19 protein-coding genes are annotated in these 22656 nt (G+C 71.7%); 7 read left to right on the top strand and 12 right to left on the bottom strand.

Features of this window, described 5'->3' with window-relative positions:
• Positions 1-22 precede the first annotated feature (22 nt).
• From GTY67_RS29625 to GTY67_RS29615, 3 genes are read right to left on the bottom strand one after another with little or no spacing between them, the layout of a single operon-like run.
• Complete coding sequence (locus GTY67_RS29625; RefSeq protein ID WP_161281058.1) at positions 23-979, bottom strand: beta-ketoacyl synthase N-terminal-like domain-containing protein; 957 nt, start codon at positions 977-979, stop codon at positions 23-25.
• Positions 976-2112, bottom strand: a complete 1137-nt coding sequence (locus GTY67_RS29620; RefSeq protein ID WP_161281057.1) for a beta-ketoacyl synthase N-terminal-like domain-containing protein — start codon at positions 2110-2112, stop codon at positions 976-978. Before GTY67_RS29620 ends, GTY67_RS29625 begins: the two co-directional genes overlap by 4 nt.
• Positions 2109-4337 (bottom strand): AMP-binding protein, encoded by a 2229-nt coding sequence (locus GTY67_RS29615; RefSeq protein ID WP_343238784.1) that lies wholly within the window; start codon positions 4335-4337, stop codon positions 2109-2111. Before GTY67_RS29615 ends, GTY67_RS29620 begins: the two co-directional genes overlap by 4 nt.
• Positions 4338-4693: 356 nt before the next feature.
• Between GTY67_RS29615 and GTY67_RS29610 the strand changes: the two genes are divergently transcribed.
• The 4 genes from GTY67_RS29610 to asnB all read left to right on the top strand — a co-directional run bounded on the left by GTY67_RS29610 (position 4694) and on the right by asnB (position 10469).
• Entirely contained in the window at positions 4694-6433 is a 1740-nt protein-coding gene (locus GTY67_RS29610) for a class I adenylate-forming enzyme family protein (protein ID WP_161281056.1), read from the top strand.
• Entirely contained in the window at positions 6430-6882 is a 453-nt protein-coding gene (locus GTY67_RS29605; protein WP_093686628.1) for a hotdog fold thioesterase, read from the top strand. Before GTY67_RS29610 ends, GTY67_RS29605 begins: the two co-directional genes overlap by 4 nt.
• A gap of 191 nt (positions 6883-7073) precedes the next feature.
• Positions 7074-8549 (top strand): MFS transporter, encoded by a 1476-nt coding sequence (locus GTY67_RS29600; protein ID WP_093686627.1) that lies wholly within the window; start codon positions 7074-7076, stop codon positions 8547-8549.
• Between the two features lie 42 nt (positions 8550-8591).
• Positions 8592-10469 (top strand): asparagine synthase (glutamine-hydrolyzing), encoded by a 1878-nt coding sequence (gene asnB, locus GTY67_RS29595; RefSeq protein ID WP_161281054.1) that lies wholly within the window; start codon positions 8592-8594, stop codon positions 10467-10469.
• Between the two features lie 36 nt (positions 10470-10505).
• On the opposite strand, the gene murJ is transcribed toward asnB, so the two are convergent.
• On the bottom strand, positions 10506-12140 hold the full coding sequence (gene murJ, locus GTY67_RS29590) for a murein biosynthesis integral membrane protein MurJ (RefSeq protein WP_161281637.1): 1635 nt from the start codon (positions 12138-12140) through the stop codon (positions 10506-10508).
• Positions 12141-12554: 414 nt separating this feature from the next.
• Here murJ and GTY67_RS29585 point away from each other — a divergent pair, with 414 nt between their 5' ends.
• The gene (locus GTY67_RS29585) at positions 12555-13772 is read left to right on the top strand and encodes an Ig-like domain-containing protein (RefSeq protein WP_161281053.1); all 1218 of its coding nucleotides are present in this window, start codon (positions 12555-12557) and stop codon (positions 13770-13772) included.
• Positions 13773-13921: 149 nt separating this feature from the next.
• On the top strand, positions 13922-15517 hold the full coding sequence (locus GTY67_RS29580; protein ID WP_161281051.1) for a CocE/NonD family hydrolase: 1596 nt from the start codon (positions 13922-13924) through the stop codon (positions 15515-15517).
• Positions 15518-15549: 32 nt separating this feature from the next.
• Here GTY67_RS29580 and GTY67_RS29575 read toward each other — a convergent pair whose 3' ends face one another.
• From GTY67_RS29575 to GTY67_RS29555, 5 genes are all read right to left on the bottom strand, one after another.
• Positions 15550-16416: an amino acid ABC transporter permease gene (locus GTY67_RS29575; protein ID WP_161281049.1), complete on the bottom strand. Its 867-nt coding sequence runs from the start codon at positions 16414-16416 to the stop codon at positions 15550-15552.
• On the bottom strand, positions 16413-17057 hold the full coding sequence (locus GTY67_RS29570) for an amino acid ABC transporter permease (RefSeq protein ID WP_093686622.1): 645 nt from the start codon (positions 17055-17057) through the stop codon (positions 16413-16415). The genes GTY67_RS29575 and GTY67_RS29570 overlap by 4 nt, the downstream gene beginning before the upstream one ends.
• A 17-nt stretch (positions 17058-17074) precedes the next feature.
• Positions 17075-18007 (bottom strand): glutamate ABC transporter substrate-binding protein, encoded by a 933-nt coding sequence (locus GTY67_RS29565; protein WP_161281047.1) that lies wholly within the window; start codon positions 18005-18007, stop codon positions 17075-17077.
• A gap of 31 nt (positions 18008-18038) precedes the next feature.
• A complete protein-coding gene (locus GTY67_RS29560) occupies positions 18039-18782 on the bottom strand; it encodes an amino acid ABC transporter ATP-binding protein (protein ID WP_161281044.1) in 744 nt (247 codons plus the stop codon).
• Positions 18783-18899: 117 nt separating this feature from the next.
• Complete coding sequence (locus GTY67_RS29555; RefSeq protein WP_093686619.1) at positions 18900-19340, bottom strand: DUF6278 family protein; 441 nt, start codon at positions 19338-19340, stop codon at positions 18900-18902.
• Between the two features lie 138 nt (positions 19341-19478).
• On the opposite strand from GTY67_RS29555, the gene GTY67_RS29550 reads away from it, so the two are divergent.
• Positions 19479-20258: an SDR family oxidoreductase gene (locus GTY67_RS29550; RefSeq protein WP_161281043.1), complete on the top strand. Its 780-nt coding sequence runs from the start codon at positions 19479-19481 to the stop codon at positions 20256-20258.
• Positions 20259-20352: 94 nt separating this feature from the next.
• Here the strand turns inward: GTY67_RS29550 and GTY67_RS29545 are convergent, their stop codons facing one another.
• The 3 genes from GTY67_RS29545 to GTY67_RS29535 all read right to left on the bottom strand — a co-directional run bounded on the left by GTY67_RS29545 (position 20353) and on the right by GTY67_RS29535 (position 22646).
• A complete protein-coding gene (locus tag GTY67_RS29545) occupies positions 20353-21099 on the bottom strand; it encodes a Clp protease N-terminal domain-containing protein (protein WP_161281041.1) in 747 nt (248 codons plus the stop codon).
• 62 nt (positions 21100-21161) lie between these two features.
• A complete protein-coding gene (locus GTY67_RS29540; protein WP_093686616.1) occupies positions 21162-21941 on the bottom strand; it encodes an exodeoxyribonuclease III in 780 nt (259 codons plus the stop codon).
• Positions 21942-21992: 51 nt separating this feature from the next.
• Positions 21993-22646: an MBL fold metallo-hydrolase gene (locus GTY67_RS29535; RefSeq protein ID WP_093686615.1), complete on the bottom strand. Its 654-nt coding sequence runs from the start codon at positions 22644-22646 to the stop codon at positions 21993-21995.
• Positions 22647-22656 lie beyond the last annotated feature (10 nt).

Genomic DNA, 22656 nt, shown 5'->3' with positions numbered 1-22656 from the left:
TCTTGTCGAAAGGGTCGGGCTTTTACGGGGTGTGGTGCGGGCCGGTGAGGAACGCGGCGGCGACGCCGTCGTCCTCGGGCCCGCCGCAGGTGGCCAGGACGGTGTGCCTGCCGTGTTCGTCGAGGTGGGCGATGGCGGCGGCGGCCTGGAGCAGGCCGAGGGCGCCGGAGGCGGCGCCGAGTCCGGCGGCGGGGTCCAGGACGGAGGCGACGGGCGGCGCGGCCGGGTCGTCCGCCGCCTCGGTCAGCCATAGGTCGGGCGTCAGGCTTCCGGCACGGGCGACGGCACCGGCCAGGTCCGCCGCGCGGGCGCAACCGGCCACGGTGGCACGGACCTTGGCGCCGCGTTCGGCGGCGCGGGTGGCCGACTCCAGGACCAGGGCCACGGCGCCGTCCAGGGCCGGAGTGCCGAGCAGCTTGGTGACGATGTCACCGCCCGGCTCCACGCCGATCACCACGGCGGTGTCGGCCCGTCCGGTGACGATCAGGGCGCGGGCCCAGTAGAGGGCGTCGAGGCCGCTGGTGGGCCCGTTGCACAGAGTGACGTTGGGGCCGCGCAGGCCGTGGGCCATGGCGACCGAGCCCGCGATGACGTTGCTGGAGGTCTGCGGCAGCCCGAGCGGGCTGAGGCCGAGGACGGTGTCGCGGGCGATGGTGTCCGCGAAGCCGCAGACGTTCTCCAGGATGCCGACGTTGGTGCTGACGAGGACGGCGGTGGTGTCCCCGGGGCCGTGGTAGCTGCCGTCGACGAGCAGACCGGCGTCGCTCAAGGCGGGGGCGGCGGCTCGGAGGGCGAGCCGGGAGGCGCGGTCCTTGTGCCGCAGGTCGCGGCCGACGAGTCCGGTGACGGGGTCGAAGCCGCCCTCGCGGACGGTGCCGAGGAGTTCGTCGGGCAGGGTGAGGCCGGGGACGGCGAGCCCCACCCCGGTGACGACGGCCGCGCGGGGCGGTGACGCGGCGGCGGGGTGCGCGGTGCTCATCGGGCTGCCTCCAGGATCGCGGCGGCGTTGATTCCGCCGAAGCCGAACGCGTCGACCTGAGCCAGCGTCAGTTCTGGTGCTGTGGCGGCGTGTTCACGTACGAGTCGTAGGCCTTCCGCCTCCTCGATCGGGTCGGTGAGCCCGAGTACGGGCGGCACCTGACCGCGCTGGAGGGCGAGCACGGCCATCGTCAGGCTGAGCAGGCCGGAGCCGCCGAGGGTGTGGCCGGTCATCGACTTGACGGCGGTCATCAGCGGGCCGCTCCCGCGAGGGAAGATCCGGGAGAGCACGGCGGCCTCGGTGGAGTCGTTCTTCGGGGTGCCGCTGCCGTGCAGCATGACGAGGTCGATCTCCTCGGGTGCGGCCCCGGCCAGCCGGTAGGCGTCGCGCAGGACGCGGGTGATGCCCTCCGGGTCGGGGGCGGTGGAGTGCCGGGCATCGCAGTTGACGCCGACGCCGCGCAGCCGGGCGTGCACCGGGCGACCCGGTGCGGCGGTGCGGGTGAGCACCACGGCGACGGCGCCCTCGCCCATCAGCATGCCGCGGTGGGAGCGGTCGAAGGGGCGCAGCGTGTCGGGCACGTCGTTCTGGACCCGGTCCAGGGTGCCGAAGGCGCTCTCGCCGATGGCGTCGGTGCCCGCCACCACGACGGTGTCGGCCTCGCCGAGTTCGATGAGGTCGGTGGCCATGGCGAGCGCGTACAGGCTGGCGGCGCAGGCGTTGGCGAAGGTGTAGGTGCGGGCGGCGCCGTACCGCTCCCGCAGCGCGGTGCCGAAGTGCAGGTCGGCGGGGTCGAGGGCGGTGCCGTGGCGCCACCAGAGTTCGGCGCTGCGCTGCTCCTGGAGGGTGGTGCCGACCAGGATCGGCACACCGGCGAGATCGCGCGGGTGGCCCGCATCGGCGAGGGCCTGGTCGATCGCGGTGATGAGCCAGCGGGTGGCGCGGCCGGGTTCGTCGACGCCCGGGCGGGCCCGGTCGGTGATCTCGTACGCGTTCCGCGCACGGTACTTCTCGTGGTCGAAGACCTGGAGCGGTCCCCGTCCGTCGCGGCCCGCGCAGAGCGCGTCGAAGATCTCCGACGGGGTGGTGCCGTTGCAGGCCACCGCTCCCATCCCTGTGATGTCCCACGTCATGATGCCTGCTCACGCAATCTGTAGGCGGCCACCTTGCCGGTGGCCGTGGCGGGCAGTGTGCTGACGAACTCGACCCGGGCCGGGCGTTTGTAGAGGGCGAGGTCGGCGCGGACCGCTGCCCGGAGGGCGCGGCGAATCGTTTCCTCGTCGGCCCCGGCCTCCGGGACGACGAAGGCGACGGCACATTCCAGGCCGTCGGCGTCGAGGCCGCCGACGACGGCGCAGTCGCGGATGCGGGCGACGGTACGGATCACCGCCTCGATCTCGGCGGGCGGCACCTTGTAGCCGCCGAGGTTGAGGATGTCGTCGGCCCGGCAGAGGTGGGTCAGGGTGCCGTCGGCCTCACGGCGGACCAGGTCGCCGGTGTAGGCACCGCCGTCGGCGAAGGTGATCCGGTCGTCGTCGGGGCGGTCGAGGTAGCCGAGCGCCACGGTCGGCCCGACGATGTGCAGTCGGCCCTCGGTGCCGTCGGGCACCGGTCGGCCGTGCTCGTCGCGGACGGTGGCGGTGGCACCGGGGACGGCCAGGCCTGCCCGTCCGGGCATCGGGCGGTCCGGCGGGGTGGCGACGACGACGTGCATGACCTCGGTGGCGCCGAGGCAGTTCATCACCGGGGCACCGAAGACGTCCTGGATACGGTGGTTGAGCGCGGCCGGGCAGTTCTCACCGGCGCTCAGGCACAGGCGCAGCGCGGCCACCGCGTCGTCCCCGGGCTGGAGTGTGTCCAGCAGAGCCGCGTAGAGGCGGGGGACGGAGCAGAGCACGGTGGGCCGGTGGCGGCGCAGCGCGGCCCGGACGGTGTGCGGGTCGACGGCACCGCGGATCAGTGCGGTGGTGGCTCCGGCGTCGAGGGCGCACAGGACGGAGCTGCCGAAGCCGTAGCCGAAGGACATCCGGGCGGTGGAGAGCACGGTGTCGTCGGCGCGCAGGGCGAGCAGAGCGCCGAAGCCGTCCAGCATGGCGGTGATCGCGGAGGTGGCGTGCCGGACGCCCTTGGGACGGCCGGTGCTGCCGGAGGTGTACTGGATCAGGGCGGCCCGGCCGGGGAGGTGGCCGGTGGAGGGCCGGGCGAGGTCGGGACGGTTCGCCGCGTTGGGGTGGCCGGTGCGGATGCCGGTGCGTACGGCGTCGCCCGTGAGTAGCACGGTCCCGGCGGGCGGGTCGGCCGGTGCGGTGTCGAGGTGGATGACCTCGGCCGCGCAGTCGGCGGCGACGAGGGCTCGGTCGGCCTCGCCGAGCATCGGGCTGACCGGGACGGGCACGCAGCCGTGCCACCAGAGGCCGAGGACGGCGGCGACGGTGGCCGCGGAGTCCTCGGCGACGACGAGGGCGCGGGCGCCGGGGGTGACGCCGTGGGCGAGGAGGGCCCCGGCGTAGCCACGGGCGGCTTCGTGCAGGGCCCGGTAGGAGACGGCGCCGAGGTCGGGGTCGAGGTAGGCGGTACGGTCTCCGCGCCCGGCCGCGAGGTGGCGGCCGGTCAGCCGCTCCACCAGGTCGATCGCGGCGGAGGGGGCGGGGCCGGTCGTCAGGCCGCTGCCTGCGGCCCGGCCGCTGCCGGTGGTCAGGCTGCTGCCCGTGGTCGAGGCGCCGAAGGTGGTCAAGGCACCGCCGGTGGTCAAGGCACTGTCCGTGGAGGCGGGTGCGGTGGCCGGGCGGGCGGCCTGCGTGGATGCCACAGGAACGGCGGACCGGGGCGCGGGGCGCGGCGAGGGTGCAGGCAAGGACAGGTCCGACCGGAGTCCGGCAGACGAGGACGGGGCCGGAGTAGGAAACGAAGGTGTCGGCGAGGACGGCTCAGGCAGCGCCGGGACAGGCGAAGACGGCGCAGTCCGAAGACCGGCGGGCGACGACGGCACCGACCCGATCGCCGCAGGCGTGCCCGCAGCCGACCGGGCAGCTCCCGGAACCGGGGGCCGTACCGAACCCGCAACACCCGCCCCCGCCCCCGCCACTCCAGCACCCGCCCCCGCCGGGAGCGAGACCCTGGCGTCCAGCAGTTCGGCGGCGGCAAGGGCGCTGTCGATGCCGCTCGCCTCCTCGTCGCTCAGCGCGACACCGAAGGCCCACTCCACCCGGGCCGCGAACTCCACCTTCTCCAGCGAGTCCATCTTCAGGTCACGGTGGAAGGAGGCCTCGGCCGACACCTCCGCGAGGTCCAGTTCGAGGACGGATGCCACGATGTGGCGCAGCCGCTCCACGGCATCGGATATCCGTTCAGGCGACACGCGACGCGCTCCTTGTCGGGCTGCACGACGGCCGGCAGCCACGGCTTCCGGTCGGCTCGGGAGGAATTCGGCAGGAACGTAGCCGGGCGGGACTCGGCCCGTCAGCGACTCGGCACCAAGTTCGTCAAGTCCGTTTCAGCCGCTCACAGATATCTTTCGGCCGACCCCAACGAGGCCACGGAACAAGGCATTACGGCGCATACCCGGCGCCACGCCCTCACACGGAAGCCGACCTGACGCATTTTCGCCGGGCGATGGCGATGGCGGAGAAGCCCCTTATAACTTCTGCACGCGCCGCACGGCGGGGTTCCGCCGTCCATGCCAGAGAGCTCGTCCGACCGAGGCCAGGGGAATCGATGCCGCTCACGTCCACAACGCTGCTGTCCCCCGAAGCACGTCTCCGGCTCGCGGAGCTCCCCGGTCTCGGCGGTGGCAACGCCTGGCGGATCGCCGCGGAGACGAACCCGGCGGCCGACCTGCCGGTGCTGCTCGCCGACCTGCCGCTGACCGGCCTGGACGGCACCCCGCGGTCGGAGTTCAGCCTGCGCGAGCTGGACGCGCTGGCGGACGCCTGGTCGGCCTGGTACCTGGACCGGGGCGTGGGGCCGCGCGACCGGGTCTCGGTCTATCTGGCGGACACCTTCGCGTACCAGGTGCATCTGACCGCACTGGCCCGCATCGGCGCGATCGGCGTACTGATCAACGGCCGCATGCGGCCCGAACTCGCCCTCGGCCTGGTCGAACGCACCGGCTCGGTCGGCCTGTTCACCGACGGGGAGCGGCTCGCCCTGCTCGCCGGGCGTGAGCGCGCGCTCGCCGGGCTGCGCTGGACCGCCCTGGACGAGGAGGTGGGCACCCTCGGCGAACGTGCCCCCAAGCCCTCCCAGCTGTACCGGCACGGGGACGACGACCCGGTGGTCATCTGCCACTCCTCCGGCACCACCGGCAACCCCAAGCCGGTCGTCTGGGCGCACCGGCAGAGTGTCGCCGGTGCCCGCTACCGGCTGATCAACCACCCGGAGCGGCCAGGCTCCGTCGTGCTCGCCGGTGCCCCGCAGTCGCACTCCAGCGCCATCGCGTTCACCTTCTACTCGCTGCTGGCCGGGGTGCCCACGGTCGGCTGGTCCGACCCGACCGGCCCCGGTATCGCCCGCGGCTGCGCCACCCACCGGCCGAACGTCGTGCTGGCCTTCAACGAGGCGCTGTCGCACCTGGCGACGCACGACCCCGAGCCGGCGGACTTCGACTCCGTCGCGGTGTGGGTGAATCTCGGCGACTGCGGCCACGACGCGCACATGCGCCGACTGATGCGGCTGGGGCACACGACCCACCCCGATGGCACCCGTACGCCGGGCTCGGTCATCGACGACGGCCTGGGCTCCTCCGAGCTGGGCTGGGCCGCGCTGCGCCGCGTGCTCACCCCCGACTCCCCGGCCCGGGCACGGCATCTGGGCACCCGCGTGCCGATCGCCGAGGTCGCGGTCCTGCGCGAGGACGGCACCGAGGCGGCGGCGGACGAGGTGGGCCTGCTCGGGGTCCGCAGCGAGGCGCTCGCGCACGGCTACTGGAACGACTCCGACACCACGTACCGCACGATGCTCGCCGGCTACTGGCTCTCCGGCGACCTCGTGCGCCGCTCGGCCGACGGCGAGTTCTTCCACGTGGACCGGGCGGTCGACCGGATCAGGACCGAGGCGGGCGACGGCTACTCGGCGCTGATGGAGGAGGAGCTGCTGCTCGCCGTCGAGGAGCTGGCGGACTGCTCGGTGGTCGCCGCGCGTGACCGTGGCCGGACCGTAGCGGCAGCCATGGTGACGTTACGTCAGGAAGCCGCGGCTGATGACCTGTTACGGCGGGCCAACGCAGCCCTCGACCGGGCCGGCCAACCGCGACTGGCCCTGCTGGAGATCGCCCCCACCCCGGAAGCGATCCCGCTCGGCCCGACCGGAAAGGTACTGAAGCGCCAACTGCGCGAGAAGTACGCCGCGTTGGAGACGTACCAACCGGCCGACCCGAAGGCGGTAGCCGTGGCGGCTCCGGCGCCGGTATCGGTATCGGTATCGGCCGACCACGGCCCGACGGCGGTCCCGGCATGACCACCTTCGCCGCGCCGCCCACCCCCGAGGCGGGCCCGGAGGCCGCAGCGGCCTGGGTGAACGAGGCCGGCGCCGACACTCTGGCCGGCCGGATGGGCATGACCTTCCTGGAGGCCGCCCCCCGGCGGGTGGTGGCGACCATGCCGGTCACCGGCAACACCCAGTTGCAGCAGATGCTGCACGGCGGCGCCTCCGCCGTCCTCGCCGAGTCCCTGGGCTCGCTGGGCGCGGCGCTGCACGCCGGAGACGGCCGTATCGCCGTCGGGGTGGACCTCAACGCCACCCACCACCTGCCGGTGCGCTCGGGCACCGTGACCGGTGTGGCGACGGCCCTGCATCTGGGCGTGACGACGGCCAGTTACGAGGTCGTCATCACGGACGAGGCGGGCCGCCGGGTCTGCACCGCACGGATCACGTGCGCGATCCACGGGAGGCGCAAGCGCGGCTGACCAGCCGCCGCCCGCCACGGCCGCCCGCACCTCGTCCACCCGCGCCGCCCCCGTACGAGCCCCTGCCCCGCCCCCGTAGCGCCTCGCTCACCCACGTAGGACGCCCCGCCCCACCTCCCGCACAAGCCCTGTCCCCGTCCCCACCCCCGTCCGTCCCAGCCGTCGGGCCGCCGCAGGCCCCGAGGAGTGCCATGACCACGCTTCACGATCCGCACGAACCCGAGACGGCAGCAGCTCCCCCTCTCCTGCTGCGCACCGGGCCGGTGCTGCTCGTCCTGCTGTCGGCGATGTTCTTCGCCCAGTTCGACTTCTTCGTGGTGAACGTGGCCGCTCCCTCCCTGGAGAGCAGCATCAACGCCGACCCGGCGGCGCTCGAACTCATCGTCGGGGGTTACGCGTTCGCCTACGCGGGCGGGATGATCACGGCCGGCCGGCTGGGCGACCGCTACGGCCACCGACGCCTGTTCGTCATCGGCACGCTCGCCTTCGGGTTCACCTCGCTGCTGTGCGGACTGGCCGTCAATCCGGGCCAGTTGATCGCCGCCCGCCTGGCCCAGGGTCTGGCCGGGGCGGTCATGGTGCCGCCGGTCCTGGCCGTCATCACCGCGTACTTCCCCAACGAGAAGAAGGGGAAGGCGATGGCCTGGTACGGCGCCGCCGCCGGTCTGGGGTCCATCGCCGGGCAGGTGCTCGGCGGTGCGCTGATCTCGGCGGACTTCGCGGGGCTCGGCTGGCGGACCATCTTCCTGATCAACGTGCCGTTCTGCCTGGTCATCGCGTTCGCCGCCCTGCGGGTGCTCCCCGCGCACATCAGCCGCATCCGGGCCGGTCTGGACCCGGTCGGTGCGGTCGGCGTCTCGTTCGCGCTCGCCCTGCTGCTGGTGCCGCTGACCATGGGCCATGTCTCCGGCTGGCCGGCCTGGACCTGGGTCAGCATGGCCCTGGCCGTTCCGGTGATGGTGGCGACGCTGCGCTGGGAGCGGGCGCTGGCGGCTCGTGGCGGCAATCCGGTGCTCGTCCTGTCGCTGTTCCGCAGCGACTCCTTCCGCGGTGGCGTGATCGCGGGCGCGGCGTTCATGCTCTACTTCGGCAGTTTCATGTTCACCCTGACGCTGCTCCTCCAGTCCGGGCTGAAGCTGGACCCGTTCCAGGCCGGGCTGATGTTCTCGCCGATGGGTGTGCTGTTCACCGCCACCTCGATGATCGGCGGGCGGCTCACGGCGCGCTGGGGCATGAACGCCCTGGTGGTCTCCGGCGGGGTGACCGCGCTCGGACTGGCCCTGCTGGCCGTGCCGTTGGCGGTATCGGACTCCGCCGTCGGCCTGCCGTGGGTGGTGTTCTGCCTCTGCCTGGTCGGCGCGGGCAACGGTGTCGTGCTGCCCGCCCTGTTCGGCGCGGCGCTCATCAACGTACCGCCGCAGGACGCCGGGACCGCCTCCGGCATCCTCACCACCACCCAGCAGTTCGCGAGCGCAGCCGGTGTCGCGGCGATCGGCGCGCTGTTCTTCACGGTGGCCGGCGACCGGCCGGCCACGGCCGACTGGTCCCTCGCGATGGCCTGGGCGACCGCCGCGAGCTTCCTGCTCGTCCTCGTCGTGATGTGGACGACCTGGACGTTCAAGCGCTTCAGCCCGCCGCCGGCCGAACGGTCCGCCGCCCGGGTCTGACCCCGTACCACCACGTCCACGTCCGAGAGAGGCCACATCACCATGTGTGGAACAGCAGGATGGGTCTCCTTCGACCCGGCAGCCCCCGTCACCGCCCCGGTGGCCGACGCGATGACCGCCACCATGGCCTGCCGGGGGCCGGACGCCCACGGTCTCTGGCTCGGCCGTTCGGTGGCCCTCGGCCACCGTCGGCTCTCCGTCATCGACCCGGCGGGCGGCAGCCAGCCGATGGTCTTCGAGCACGGCGGTGAGCCGGTCGTCGCCATCAGCTACACGGGCGAGGTCTTCAACTACCGGGAGCTGCGCAAGCAGTTGCTGATCCGTGGGCACGGCTTCCGTACCGACAGCGACACCGAGGTCGTGCTGCACGCCTACCTGGAGTGGGGCGAGGACTTCACCGAGCACCTCAACGGCATGTACGCCTTCGCGCTGTGGGACGCCCGCACCGAGGAACTGCTGCTGGTCCGCGACCGGTTGGGGATCAAGCCGCTGTACTACTGGCCGCTTCCCGACGGCGGCGTACTGTTCGGCTCCGAGCCCAAGGCGATCCTGGCCCACCCCTCGGTGCGGCCCGCGATCGACACCGAGGGCTTCGCCGAGCTGCTCGGCTTCACCAAGACCCCCGGCCACGCGGTCTACAAGGGCATGTACGAGCTGCTCCCCGGCCACACCCTCCGGGTCGGGCGCGGCGGCAGCACCCTGCGCCGCTACTGGGCGGTGGAGTCCCACGAGCACACCGACGACCTGGAGACCACGGTCGGCCGGGTCCGTGAGCTGCTGGAGGACATCGTCGCCCGGCAGCTGGTGGCCGACGTGCCGGTGGGCACGCTGCTCTCCGGCGGGCTGGACTCCAGCATCATCACCGCTCTCGCCGCCCGCCACCGGACCGCCCTCGGGGCCCCGCCGATCCGGTCCTTCGCCCTCGACTTCGACCGGCACGGCGACGACTTCCGGGCCGACGACTGGCGCGGCACTCCCGACGCCCCGTTCGCCGAGCTGCTCGCCCGGCACGTCGGCTCCGACCACCAGGTCGTCACGCTCTCCCCCGGGCATCTGCTCGGCCGGGGCGCCCGCGAGGCCATCATGCGCGCCCGCGACCTGCCGTTCGACCTCGGCGACGGCGACACCTCGCTCTACCTGCTCTTCCAGGAGGTCCGCCGCCACTGCACGGTCGCGCTGTCCGGCGAGGCCGCCGACGAAGTCTTCGGCGGCTACCGCTGGTTCAACCACCCGGACACCATCACGGCGGACACCTTCCCGTGGCTCGCGCCGCCGTTCGGCACCGGCATCTCCGGGCCCGGCAGCGGCCCCGGCGAATCCCTGATCGACCCCGCGCTGCTGGCCAAGATCGATCTCCAGGGCTACCGGGCGCAGCGCTACCACGAGGCACTCGCCGAAGTTCCGCGACTGGCCGGCGAGTCCGCCGCCGACCGGCGGATGCGCGAGATCGGATATCTCCATCTGACCCGGTTCCTGCCCTGGATGCTGGACCGCAAGGACCGGGCCAGCATGGCCGTCGGCCTGGAGGTGCGGGTGCCGTTCTGCGACCACCGTCTCGTCGAGTACGTGTTCAACACCCCTTGGGCGATGAAGTCGTTCGACGGCCGGGAGAAGAGCCTGCTGCGTGCCGCCACCCGGGACCTGCTGCCGCCGGAGATCGCCGACCGGGTGAAGGCCCCGTACCCGACCAGCCGTGACCGGCGCTACCTCGACGGGCTGCGGACCTCCCTCAAGCGCGCCACAGAGGGCCCGGACGCGCCGGTGCGCGAGCTGCTGGACGAGGACGCGCTCGCCGCCGCCACCGCCGCCACCGCCGACGACCCGCGCCCCGGCTACCGGACCGGGACCGAGCTGGTCCTCGCCCTCGACTTCTGGCTGCGCGGCCAGAACGTCGGCCTCGATGTCGACCTGGAGCTCTGAACCGCCCCCAGAAGCACCACGCGTACGGCGCCGCCCTCAGCGCCGCGGCCGGGCCCGGCCGCCCTCCACCATCGCGGTGATCTCACCGATCCCGAACGGCCGGGCCAGCAGCACCACGACGAGGAGCAGCGCGAGGGTCCCCGCTCCGGCGGCCGCCACATCGCCCGCACCCGCGGCCGCGCGGGCCGCCGCGTAGGCGAACGCCCCTGCGGGCAGGCAGGCGGCGATCAGCCGGAGGTGGGCGCCGAGGGTGGGCGAGCGCGGCAGGGTCCCGGTGCCCGTGGCCGAGACCCGCCGGGACAGGACGTACCCGGTGACGGCGAAGCCGACGACGAAGGCCACCGTGCTCGCTCCGGCCATCCCGGTCACGGCCCAGCGGGCGGGCAGCAGCCAGTAAGCGGCGGCGGAGAGGCCCGCGTTGACGGCGGCGACCACGAGGTTGAGCAGAAACGGGGTGCGGGTGTCGCTCATCGCGTAGAAGCCGCGCGAGAGGACGTACTGCCCGGAGAAGGCGATCAGCCCGGGCGCGAAAGCCATCATGATCCCGGCCATCACCGTGATGTCGGCGTCGGTGGTGCGTCCGTATCCGAAGACCGAGCCCATCACCCACGGCGCGAGGACCAGCATGGCCGTGGCGGCGGGCACGACGACGGCGGCGCTGGTCCGCAGGGCGTACGCGACATCGCGCCGCACCCCGGCGAGGTCCCCGTCGGCCGCCGCCCGGCTCATCCGGGGCATCAGCGCGGTGACGAGCGAGACGGTGATGATGCCCTGCGGGACGACCCAGAGCTGGTAGGCGTAGCTGTACGCGGTGTAGCCCGCGCCGCCCGCCACGCCCTGCTCGTCCGCGAGCTGCCCGGCGGTGGTGGAGAGCCGGGTGACGACCCAGTACGCGAGCTGGTTGGTGAGGACCAGCAGCACGAGCCAGCCGGCCGAGCGCATCGGCCGCGTCAGCCCGCTGCCGCGCCAGTCGAACCGGGGCCGCCAGCGGAACTTCGCGGAGCGCAGGGAGGGGATCAGGGCGAGGGTCTGCACCGCGATCCCGGCGGTGGTGCCCCAACCGAGGAGATGGGCGTGCGGGTCGGTGAGGGTGCCGTCGGAGGTGGCGGCGACCCCTATGTAGAGGCCGAACACCCCGATGATCACGACGTTGTTGAGGACCGGGGTCCACATCATCGCGCCGAACCGGCCCCGGGCGTTGAGGACTTGGCCGAGCAGCGTGAAGAGTCCGTAGAAGAGGATCTGCGGCAGGCAGTAGCGGGCCAGGGCGACGGTCAGCTCGGCCTGGCGGCCGTCGTAGTCGGTGTAGACGCCGACGATCAGGGGCGCCGCCGCCACGGCGAGCGCGGTGAGCGCGAGGAGCCCGACGGTGCACAGGGTGAGCAGCCGGTCGGTGTACGCGGCTCCGCCGTCGGCGTGCTCCTTTGCGGCCCGGACCAGCTCGGGGACGAAGACCGCGTTGAGCGCGCCGCCGATGAGCAGGATGTAGAGGATGTTGGGCACGGTGTTGGCGACCGTGTAGCCGTCGGCGGTCAGCCCGGTGCCGAGCGCGGCGACGACGACGGCCGAGCGGACGAAGCCGGTGGCGCGGGAGACGACGGAGCCCGCCGCCATCACGGCCCCGCTGCGCAGGACGGAGGCGGAGGCGGACGGGGCCGGGGCCGGCGATATCCCGGGCTGCTCCCCCGCCTCGTCGGGCTCCACGGCCCGGCCGTGCTCTGCGGCCCCCTCGGGCACGTCGGCCCTTCCGGCCTCCCCGGACCCCTCGGGCACGCCGGACCCTCCGACCTCCCCGGTCTCCTCGGCCCCTCCGACCTCCCCGGCCTCCCCGGGTTCGACGGTTCTGCCCACTGAGCTCTCCCGGGTTCCGAAGTTCCGGCCGACGGTGGAGGGTACTCCGCACGCTCCAGCACCGGTGCAGGCGGGGCGCGGGCAGCACAGGCGAGGTCAGAGGCGGGGCACGAGCGAGGTCATGGGCAGAGCGCGGCAAGGTCACGGTCGGAACCCGACATGAGGGAAACGGAACCCGACAGGGGGGAAATCGCCTCTCACCTGTCGAGTCTTGCCGCCCTGGAGGTTTTTCCGTTGAGTTCTGCACGCCCGCGCACCCGTCGTACCGCCCCGGCCGCCCGCCGGAGCACCCGGCTCGCCCTGACCGTCCCGGCGGCGCTGCTCGCCGCCGCACTCACGGCCTGTTCGGGCGGCGGGGCGTCCGGTTCCGCCGCACAGGAAGGCGGGGACGGCAAGGCGCCCGCGACCAGCATCTCGGTGAACCTCCAGGGCAAGGCAGCGGCCCCGGGCGGACCGGTGAAGGTCACCCTGGCGAAGGGCAAGCTGGCGTCGGTGTCCGTGACGGCGGGCGAGGGCGGTGCGCTGGCCGGGAAGATATCCGCCGACGGCCGGACCTGGATATCCGAGCGGGTCGCCGCGCCGGGCACCGCGTACACGGTCGAGGCGAAGGACGCGGACGGCGGCAGCGACACCGCCACGTTCACGACCGCCGAGGCGGAGAAGGTGAACAAGCTCTCGCTCGCGCCGGGCAAGAACACCACGGTCGGTATCGCCCAGCCGCTGTCGGTCGTCTTCGACCACCCCGTGAAGAACAAGGCGGCGGTGGAGAAGGCCCTGAAGGTGTCCACCTCGAACAGCACCGAGGGCTCCTGGGGCTGGCTTCAGGACTACTCGGGCAAGGACCGCATCGACTGGCGGCCGAAGGATTACTGGAAGCCCGGCACGAAGGTCACCCTGGCCGCGGAGCTGAACGGCATCGACACGGGCGCGGACGGCGGCTGGTTCGTCCGGGACTACACGACGACGTTCACCATCGGCGCCGCCCAGGTGGTCAAGGTCGACCTCGACGGACACCGCCTCTCCCTCCACCGCGACGGCAAGCAGGTGTTCCAGGCGCCGATGTCGGGCGGCACCCCGGGCGGCGACAAGGCGTCCTGGCGGGGCACGGCCGTGCTGATGTCGAAGGAGGGCACGATCAACATGCGCTCCGAGACGGTGGGGCTCGGTGACGCCTACGACAAGATGGTCGACTACTCCATGCGGCTGACCTGGTCGGGGATGTACGCGCACGCCGCGCCGTGGAACGCGGGCTACTTCGGCAACGCCAACCGCAGCTCGGGCTGTCTCGGGATGAGCGACGCGAACGCGTCCGCGCTCTACGGGCAGGTGCGGGTCGGCGACCCGTTCGAGATCACCGGCGCCGACGCCAAGGGCACGGTCGCCGAGGGCAACGGGTACGGCGCGTGGAACGTGTCCTGGGCCGACTGGCAGACGAAGAGTGCGCTGAAGTGAGCCGCGCACTCACCTCCGTACAACGGAAGGCCTACTGACAGGACGTCCAACAATCGTTACCTTCACGCAACACGCCTGGTAGTTACCAGCGGTAAACAACCGGGGTTACCGTCGGGTCACTTTGCACTGACACGCGTGAGGAGTGACCCGTGGTACGTCCGAAACCGGCACTGCGCACCACCGCTTCGATCACCACCGCCGCCGTCCTGCTGACCGGAGCCGCCCTCGGCGCGGCTCCGGCGGCGGGTGCCGCACCCGCCCCCGCCTCGGCGAGCGCCTCCGCGCCGGGCCTGACGTTCCACGACATCCCCGGCTCCGGGGGCATCACGCTCAAGGGCAATGTGTTCCGACCGTCCGGAGCGGCGGCCGGGGCCAAGCACCCCCTCATCGTCTTCCCGACCAGCTGGGCCATGCCCCAGATCGAGTATCTGGCGCAGGCCCAGAAGCTCGCCGACTCCGGTTACGTGGTGGTGAGTTACACCTCACGCGGCTTCTGGCTCTCCGGCGGGAAGATCGAGGTGGCCGGTCCCCCGGACATCGCGGACGCCTCCGCCGTCATCGACTGGGCGCTGGCGAACACCTCGGCCGACCCGGACCGCATCGGCATGGGCGGGGTCAGTTACGGCGCCGGCATCAGCCTGCTGGCGGCCGGGCACGACCCCCGTATCAAGGCGGTCGCCGCGCTCAGCGGCTGGGCCGACCTGATCGACTCGATCTACAGCGGCCGCACCCAGCACCTTCAGGCCGCCGCCCTGCTGGGCGGCGCCGGGCTGATCACCGGCCGCCCCAGCGACGAACTCTCCCAGACGCTCAAGGACTTCCTCGGCTCCAACCTGGTCAAGGAGCCGGAGATGATCGCCTGGGGCGCCAAGCGCTCCCCCGTCACCCACCTCGACAGGATCAACGCCAACGGCGCGGCCATCATGATGGGCAACGCCTGGGGCGACACGATCTTCCCGCCCAACCAGTACGCCTCGTTCTACGAGAAGCTCACCGGCCCCAAGCGGCTGGAGTTCCGCCCCGGCGACCACGCGACCGCCGAGCTGACCGGTCTGTTCGGGCTGCCCAACGACACCTGGACGAGCACACGGCGCTGGTTCGACCGCTACCTCAAGGGCGAGCGCAACGGCATCGACACCGAGCAGCCGGTCCAGCTCAAGTCCCGTACGGACAAGGGGTACGAGGGGTACGCGGACTGGAAGTCGGTGGGCGCGCTCAAGAACCGTATACAACTCGACGGTACGAAGAAGGTGCTGGCGAACGTCGACTCCGGCGCCAACGGGGGCATCACGCTGCTCTCCAACGCGCTGGACCAGCTCATCAAGCTCCCGCCGACCGTCTCCGTACCCCTTCTGCCACGCACCTTCGCGAGCGTGTGGCAGTCGGAGAAGTACGGCTCCGAGCAGCGCATCCGGGGGACGGCCGAGCTGCACACCACCGTCACCAGCACCAAGTCCAGCGGCACCTTCGTCGCGTACCTCTACGACGTCGGCCCGCTCGGCGTGGGCAAGCTGGTCAGCAACGCCCCGTACACGTTCCACGGGCAGACGCCGGGCCGGCCGTTCCCCGTCGACCTGGAGCTGTTCTCCACGGCCTACGACCTCCCGGCCGGTCACCGGCTCGCCCTGGTGGTCGACACCGTCGACCCGCTCTACATCGAGCACAACCCGACCGGCGCGCAGCTGACCTTCTCCTCGCCCTCCACGGACCCGAGTCATCTCTCGGTCCCGCTGCGCGAGAAGTGATCACCGACTGCTGCCGGGCGGGACATGCTCCGCTACTGCCCTCCCGGCAGCAGCTTCCCCGGCTCGGCCGGGGCCACCCCCACCGCCTCCGTCTTCGGATTGCGCCGCTGCCTTCGCGCCACCCAGGTGGCGAACCACGAGAGCAACATGCACATGCCGATGTAGATCGGAGAGATCACCATCACGACGGGGATGAAGGGAAGATCGTAGTCGAGATTCGACGCGATCAGCTTTCCCGCGTGGAGGAATTCCTCGTAGGTGATCAGGTAACCCAGTGAGGTGTCCTTGAGCGCGACCACCAGCTGACTGATGATGGTCGGCAGCATCGCGCGTACGGCCTGGGGAGCCAGGACGAACGTCGTGACCTGTGTCTTGCGCATCCCGAGGGCGTACGCGGCCTCGCGCTGGCCCCGGTCCACGGAGTTGATCCCGGTCCGGAAGACCTCCGCGAGGACCGAGCCGTTGTAGAGGGTCAGTCCGGCGACCAGGGCGGGCAGGGCCTGCACCTTCAGCGCCACGAAGATGAAGAAGATCATCACCAGCACCGGCATGGCCCGGAAGAACTCGACCAGCAGGGTGGAGATCCAGCGCACCGGGCGGTGCACGGAGAGCCGGCCGACCGCGAGGACGGCGCCGAGTGCGAGGGAGAGGACGGCGGCGTACGCGAACGCCTTGAGCGTGTTGCCGAGGCCGCGCAGCAGCAGCTCCTGGATGCCCTTGTACTCGAAGGGGCGCCACTTCTCGGCGGTGAACTGGTCGGTGTCGAAGAGCAGATAGATGATCCAGCCGACGAGGGCGAGGATCACGGCCGTCGAGACGATCCCGTACAGGAGATGCCGTTTACGGGTCTGCGGCCCCGGGATGTCGTAGAGCGCGGTGGCCGAGGGGACATGGGTCATCGTGCGACTCCCCAGCGCTTCTCCATCACGTTGAAGAGCGCACTGATGGTGAGGGTGATGATCAGGTAGCCGACGGCGATCCAGATGAACGTCCAGATGATGCTGTAGCCCAGCTCGTTGAGCGTCCGGTAGGTGCCGAGCAGTTCGGTGACGCTGAACGCGCCGGCGATCGCGGAGTTCTTGGCCAGCGCGATCAGGGTGGAGCCGACGGGCGGGATCACCGAGCGGAAGGCCTGCGGCAGGACGACCTCGCTCAGGGTCTGGCCGAAGGTCATCCCGAGGCTGCGGGCGGCCTCGCCCTGGCCGGTGGGCACGGTGTTGATGCCGGAGCGCAGCACCTCGCAGATGAAGGCGGAGGTGTAGCAGCCGAGCGCCAGGACGGCGAAGAGCTGGAAGGGCAGCACGAGGCCGAAACGGGGCAGGCCGAGGAGGACCGCGAAGAACAGCAGCGTCAGCGGGGTGTTGCGCAGCACGGTCACCCAGACCGTGCCCAGCACCCGCAGCGAGCCGACGGGCGCGACGCGGAAGGAGGCCATCACGAAGCCGAGGGCGAGGGCGAGCGCCGAGGAGTAGACGGTCAACTCGACGGTGCCGAGGAAGCCCTTGCCGTAGAGGGAGAAGTTGTCTGTCAGTACGTCCATGGGTGGGGCCGTCCCCCTCAGTTGGCCGGGTAGCGGTCGATGGGCGGCGGGGTCGGCGCGGGCACGCCGGAGCGCCCCAGCGTCGCTTCGAACGCCTTCTTCCAGTTGCCGTTCTTCTCGTTCGCCTCCAGCGCGTCGTTGAGGGCGGCCCGCAGCGCGTTGTCGTTGCGCGGTACGCCGATGCCGTACGGCTCCTCGGAGAAGGGCTTGCCGACGACCTTCATCTCGTCGGGCGCCTTGGCCGCGAAGCCCAGCAGGATCGCGTCGTCGGTGGTGACGGCGTCGACCTGGTAGGTCAGCAGGTTGTCGACACAGATCGAGTACGTGTCGTAGGCGACGAGCACCGCCTTGGGGTAGTCCTCGGCGATGCGCTGGTAGGGCGTGGAACCGGCCGCCGAGCAGACCGTCCTGCCGTCCAGGTCCTGGGGGCCCTTGATGTCGTCCTCGTCGGTGCGCACCAGGAGCCCCTGACCGGCCATGTAGTAGGGCCCGGCGAAGCCGACGAGCTTCTTGCGCATGTCGTTGATGGTGTAGGTGCCGACGTAGTAGTCGATCTGGCCGTTCTGGAGGGCGGTCTCGCGGTTGGCGGAGGCGATGGTCCGGAAGCGGATGGTCTTCGGCTCGAAGCCGAGCGAGGCCGCCATCATCCGGGCGATCTCGATGTCGAAGCCGGAGTAGACGCCGCTGGCGGGGTCCTTCTCGCCCAGGTAGGGCTGGTCCTCCTTGGCACCGACGACCAGGTGGCCGCGCCGCTCCGCCTTGCGCCAGGTGGGCGACGCGGGCAGTTCGAAGCCCTGGTCCACCTGGTAGACGGGCAGCGCCTCGGGCGCCGGTCCCTTGACCGGCGGGCTGCCCTCCTTGCCGCAGGCGGCGGCGAGGACGGTGAGTAGGAGGCAGAGGGCGAGGGCGGCGCTGCGGCGGTGACGGTGACGGTCACTCTTGGTACGCAAACTGCTGGTACGCGACACGGAAAGCCCCCCGTCAGTGCTTGAGGATCTTGGACAGGAAGTCCTTGGCGCGGTCGCTCTCCGGGGCGGTGAAGAAGTCCTCCGGGGTGCGGTCCTCGACCACGCGGCCGTCGGACATGAAGACGACGCGGTTGGCGGCGGACCGGGCGAAGCCCATCTCATGGGTGACCACGACCATGGTCATGCCGTCCCGGGCGAGCTGCTGCATGACCTCCAGCACCTCGTTGATCATCTCCGGGTCGAGGGCGGAGGTGGGCTCGTCGAAGAGGAGCGCCTTGGGGTCCATGGCCAGGGCGCGGGCGATCGCCACGCGCTGCTGCTGGCCGCCGGAGAGCTGGGCGGGGAACTTGTCGGCCTGGGAGGCGAGGCCGACCCGGTCCAGCAGCTCCCGGGAGCGCCGGTCGGCCTCCTCCTTCTTGCGCTTGCGGACCTTGAGCTGGGCCAGTGACACGTTGGCCAGGACGGTCTTGTGGGCGAAGAGGTTGAACGACTGGAAGACCATGCCCACTTCGGCGCGGAGCTGGGCGAGACCCTTGCCCTCCGCGGGGAGGGGCTTGCCGTCGATCAGGATGGAGCCGGACTCGATCGTCTCCAGCCGGTTGACCGCCCGGCAGAGGGTGGATTTCCCGGAGCCGGAGGGGCCGATGACCACCACCACCTCCCCGCGGCCGACGGTGAGATTGATGTCCTGAAGTACGTGCAACTCTCCGAAGTGTTTGTTGACGTCCCTCAGTTCGATCAACGGATCGACGGCCATGCGCTGCCCTACCCACTTGTCGCTGTGTCGAGGTCAGCGCAAACTATCCATCCCGAAAAGGGACTTCGCACCCGACACGCGCGAATGGCACATAAGGCTGTTTATCGCCATTCGAGATCAGTTCTCGGCCGACTCCGCGTACACCTGCGAGAGCTCGGGGCTGCCCGCCATCGCCCAGTCCAGCCCGGCGGCGACCACGTCGATCTCCCGCCCGGACTCCAGCCGCACCACGGGCTGCCCGCTCGGCCAGATGTCCCATGCGGACCCCGGGACGGTGCGCACGATGACGGTGCCGAGGTAGAGGCCCGCGTCATTGCCCAGCCAGGGCAGCTCCTCGGGGTCGTCGCGCCAGCGGGGCGGCAGCTGGTCGAGGGCGGCCAACGAGGCCGGGGTGTCGTCGAGTTCAAGTCCTTGCTGCCCCGCCCGGGCACGCAGCAGTTCGCATTCGGCGAGCAGCTCGGCCACACCGTCGGGATCAGCCTCGACGGCGGCGGCGAGCGCCTGCCCCTGCGTACCACCCTGACGCTTACGCCAGTTGTCCAAGAAAGGGATGTTCATACCACTAGGGTCCCATCCTCGCCAGGTTCCGCACCACAGGGCGCGCGGACCCCTGGGGGAAGGGGGTGAGGGCGCGGGCCTTGGGGGCGGTGCTGCCGCTCGCCCAGCCGTGGAAACACGAGCGCTTAGGCTACGGACATGAGTGCGCAGACATATGTGTCCGACCTGTTCTCGCTGGCCGGCAAGGTCGCCGTCGTGACCGGGGGCAGTTCCGGGATCGGGCGGGCCATCACCGGGGCGCTGGCGCGGGCCGGGGCGAGCGTGGTTGTGGTGGCCCGGCGGGAGGTCGAACTCAAGGCGACCGTGGACGAGTTGGCCGGCGAGGGGTGCCGGGCCGCCTGGGTGAGTGCCGATCTGGGGAGCGCCGAAGGGGTGCGGGCGGCAGGGGACGGGGTTGTTGCCGCCTTCGGGGAGCCGGACATCCTCGTCAACTGCGCCGGGATCAACCTGCGGCCGCATCTCGACGAGCTCGGTGAGGACGTCTGGGACACCACCATGGCCCTGAACCTCAAGGCGCCCTTTCTGCTGGGGCAGCGCTTCGGGCCGGGGATGGCCGAGCGCGGGTACGGGCGGATCATCCATGTCACCTCGCAGCAGGCCCACCGCGCCTTTGTGAACAGCGGTGCGTACGGGGTGTCCAAGGGCGGGCTCGAGTCGCTGGCCCGGTCGCAGGCCGAGGCGTGGTCCCCGTACGGCGTCACCGTGAACACCCTGGTCCCGGGGTTCGTGCTGACCCCGCTCAACGAACGGCTCGCCTCCGACCCGGAGAAGGTCGCCTCGCTCGCCGCCCGCACCCTCGTCGGGCGCAACGGGCTGGCGGAGGACTTCGCGGGGGCCGCGGTGTTCCTGGCCGGGCCCTCCTCCGCGTACGTCACCGGGCAGGCGCTCTTCGTGGACGGCGGGTTCTCGGTTCACTGAGCCCCGGGGCGGCGGAGACCGACGGCCGGGCGGCGGGCCCGTGGCGCTTCGAGCCCGCCGCCCTCCCCCGGTTCACTGAACCCCGGAGCGGGTGTCAGGAGTTCTGCTGCCAGAGTGCGGCCGCCGCTTCCGTCACCGCCGACTCGACCGCCGCCGAGGTGGCCTCCTTGGTGAGGCCCAGGCCGTTCAGCAGGCCCGCGCCGTCCTCGAACTCCAGCAGCGCCAGCAGGATGTGCTCCGTGCCCACGTAGTTGTGGCCGAGCCGCAGCGCCTCGCGGAACGTCAGCTCCAGGACCTTGCGGGAGTCCGCGTCGTACGGGATCAGCTCGGGGACCTCGTCGGCGGGGGCCGGCAAGGCTGCCTCCGCCGCCGTGCGCAGGGCGGCCGATGTGACGCCCTGGCCCGTGATGACGCGGGCCGCGATGCCCTCCGGCTCGGCGAGGAGGCCGAGCGCCAGGTGAGCCGGGACGATTTCGGTGTGGCCGGCGGTCTTGGCCTCGTTGTGGGACGCCATGACGACGTTCCGGGCGCGCTGGGTGAAGCGGCCGAAGCCCTGGCTCGGGTCCAGGTCGGAGGCCTCCTCGCCCTTCTTGGTGACGAAGCGCTTCTGGGCGGCCTGGCGGGTGACCCCCATGCTGCGGCCGATGTCGGTCCAGGAGGCGCCCGAGCGGCGCGCCTGGTCGACGAAGTGGCCGATGAGGTGGTCGGCCACATCGCCGAGGTGGTCGGCGGCGATGACCGCGCCGGAGAGCTGCTCCAGTGCGTCGGGGTTGGACTTCTTGATGGCCTCGATCAGGTCGTCGAGGCGCACGGACGGTGTCGCGGGCAGTGGCTGCGTCATGCGTCAACCTTAGGTTGACACCCGAGGGGTGTCAACCGTGGGTTGCGCCTGAGGCCGCTCCGTCAGAGGTCGAGGTCCACCACGACCGGTGCGTGGTCGGACGCGCCCTTGCCCTTGCGCTCCTCGCGGTCCACATAGCTGTCCTTGACCGCGGCGGTGAAGGCCGGGTTGCCGAAGGTCAGGTCAATCCTCATGCCCTTGTTCTTGGGGAAGCGCAGCTCCCGGTAGTCCCAGAAGGTGTACGCGCGGTCGTACTTGAGGGGGCGGGGCAGCACCTCGCCCAGCCCCTCCCCCTCCAGGGCGGAGAGAGCCGCGCGCTCGGCGGGCGTGACGTGCGTGGCGCCCGCGAAGAGCGCCGGGTCCCAGACGTCCTCGTCGGTCGGGGCCACGTTGAAGTCGCCGAGGACCGCGAAGGGCAGCGACCCCGCCGCGTCCGCCGCCACGGCCTTCCGCAGGGCCTCCAGCCAGGCCAGCTTGTAGGTGTAGTGCTCGTGCTCCACCTCACGGCCGTTGGGCACGTAGACCGACCAGAGGCGCAGCGGGCCGCAGGTCGCGGAGATCGCGCGGGGCTCCTGGACACCGTCGTAATCCGGGCCGCCCGGCAGCCCGGAGACGACATCGGTGAGGCCGACCCGGGAGAGCAGCGCGACCCCGTTCCACCGGCCCGTGGCGTTGACCGCGGACTCGTACCCCAGCTCGCGCAGGGCTTCGGCGGGGAACTGCTCGGCCGTGCACTTGGTCTCCTGGATGCACAGCACGTCGGTGCCGCTGCTCTCCAGCCAGGCCAGCAGCCTCGGCAGCCGGGCGGTGATCGAATTGACGTTCCAGGTGGCGATGCGCATGGCCACCAACCTAGCGGCTCCCACTGACAGTCGCCGAACGCCCGCCGCGCCTCAGAGCTCCGTGACGCCTCCCGGCGCCAGCCGGTCGTGGTCCGCGCCGCCGAGTGCGCCGATCTGGTTGTCGTAGACGGGGCGCGCGAGGTCCGTCAGCAGGGCGTCGTGGACATCGATCGCCCGGCGCGGCTTGACCTCGCGTACGTAGTCGATGACCTCGGAGATCTTGCTCCAGGGGGCCATCACCGGCAGCAGCAGGGTGTCCACGGGGCGCTCGGGGACGGTGAGCGCGTCGCCGGGGTGGAAGACCGAACCGTCCACCATGAAGCCGACGTTGGTGATCCGGGGGATGTCCGGGTGGATCACCGCGTGCAGCTCCCCGTGCACGGTGACGTCGAACCCGGCCGCCGAGAACGCGTCGCCGTCGCCCACGGTGTGGACCCGGCCCGGGAAGGCGGCCGAGAGCTGGTCGGCGACGCTGCGCAGGGTCCAGATCTCGGCTGCCGGGTTCGCCTCCAGGCCCGCCCGCAGCCTGGCCTCGTTGAAGTGGTCCGGGTGTTCGTGCGTGACCAGGATGGCGTCGGCGCCGAGCGCCGCGTCGTCCTCCGAGAAGCCGCCCGGGTCGATGACCAGGACGCGCCCCTCCTTCCCGATCCGCACGCAGGAGTGGGTCTTCTTGGTCAGTGTGAGTGCCTGAGGCGATGCGTTCATGGCTCCATCC

Origin of the sequence: Streptomyces sp. SID8374, from assembly GCF_009865135.1 — a bacterium.
Lineage (GTDB): Bacteria > Actinomycetota > Actinomycetes > Streptomycetales > Streptomycetaceae > Streptomyces.
This window is presented reverse-complemented; position numbering and strand designations above follow the sequence as displayed.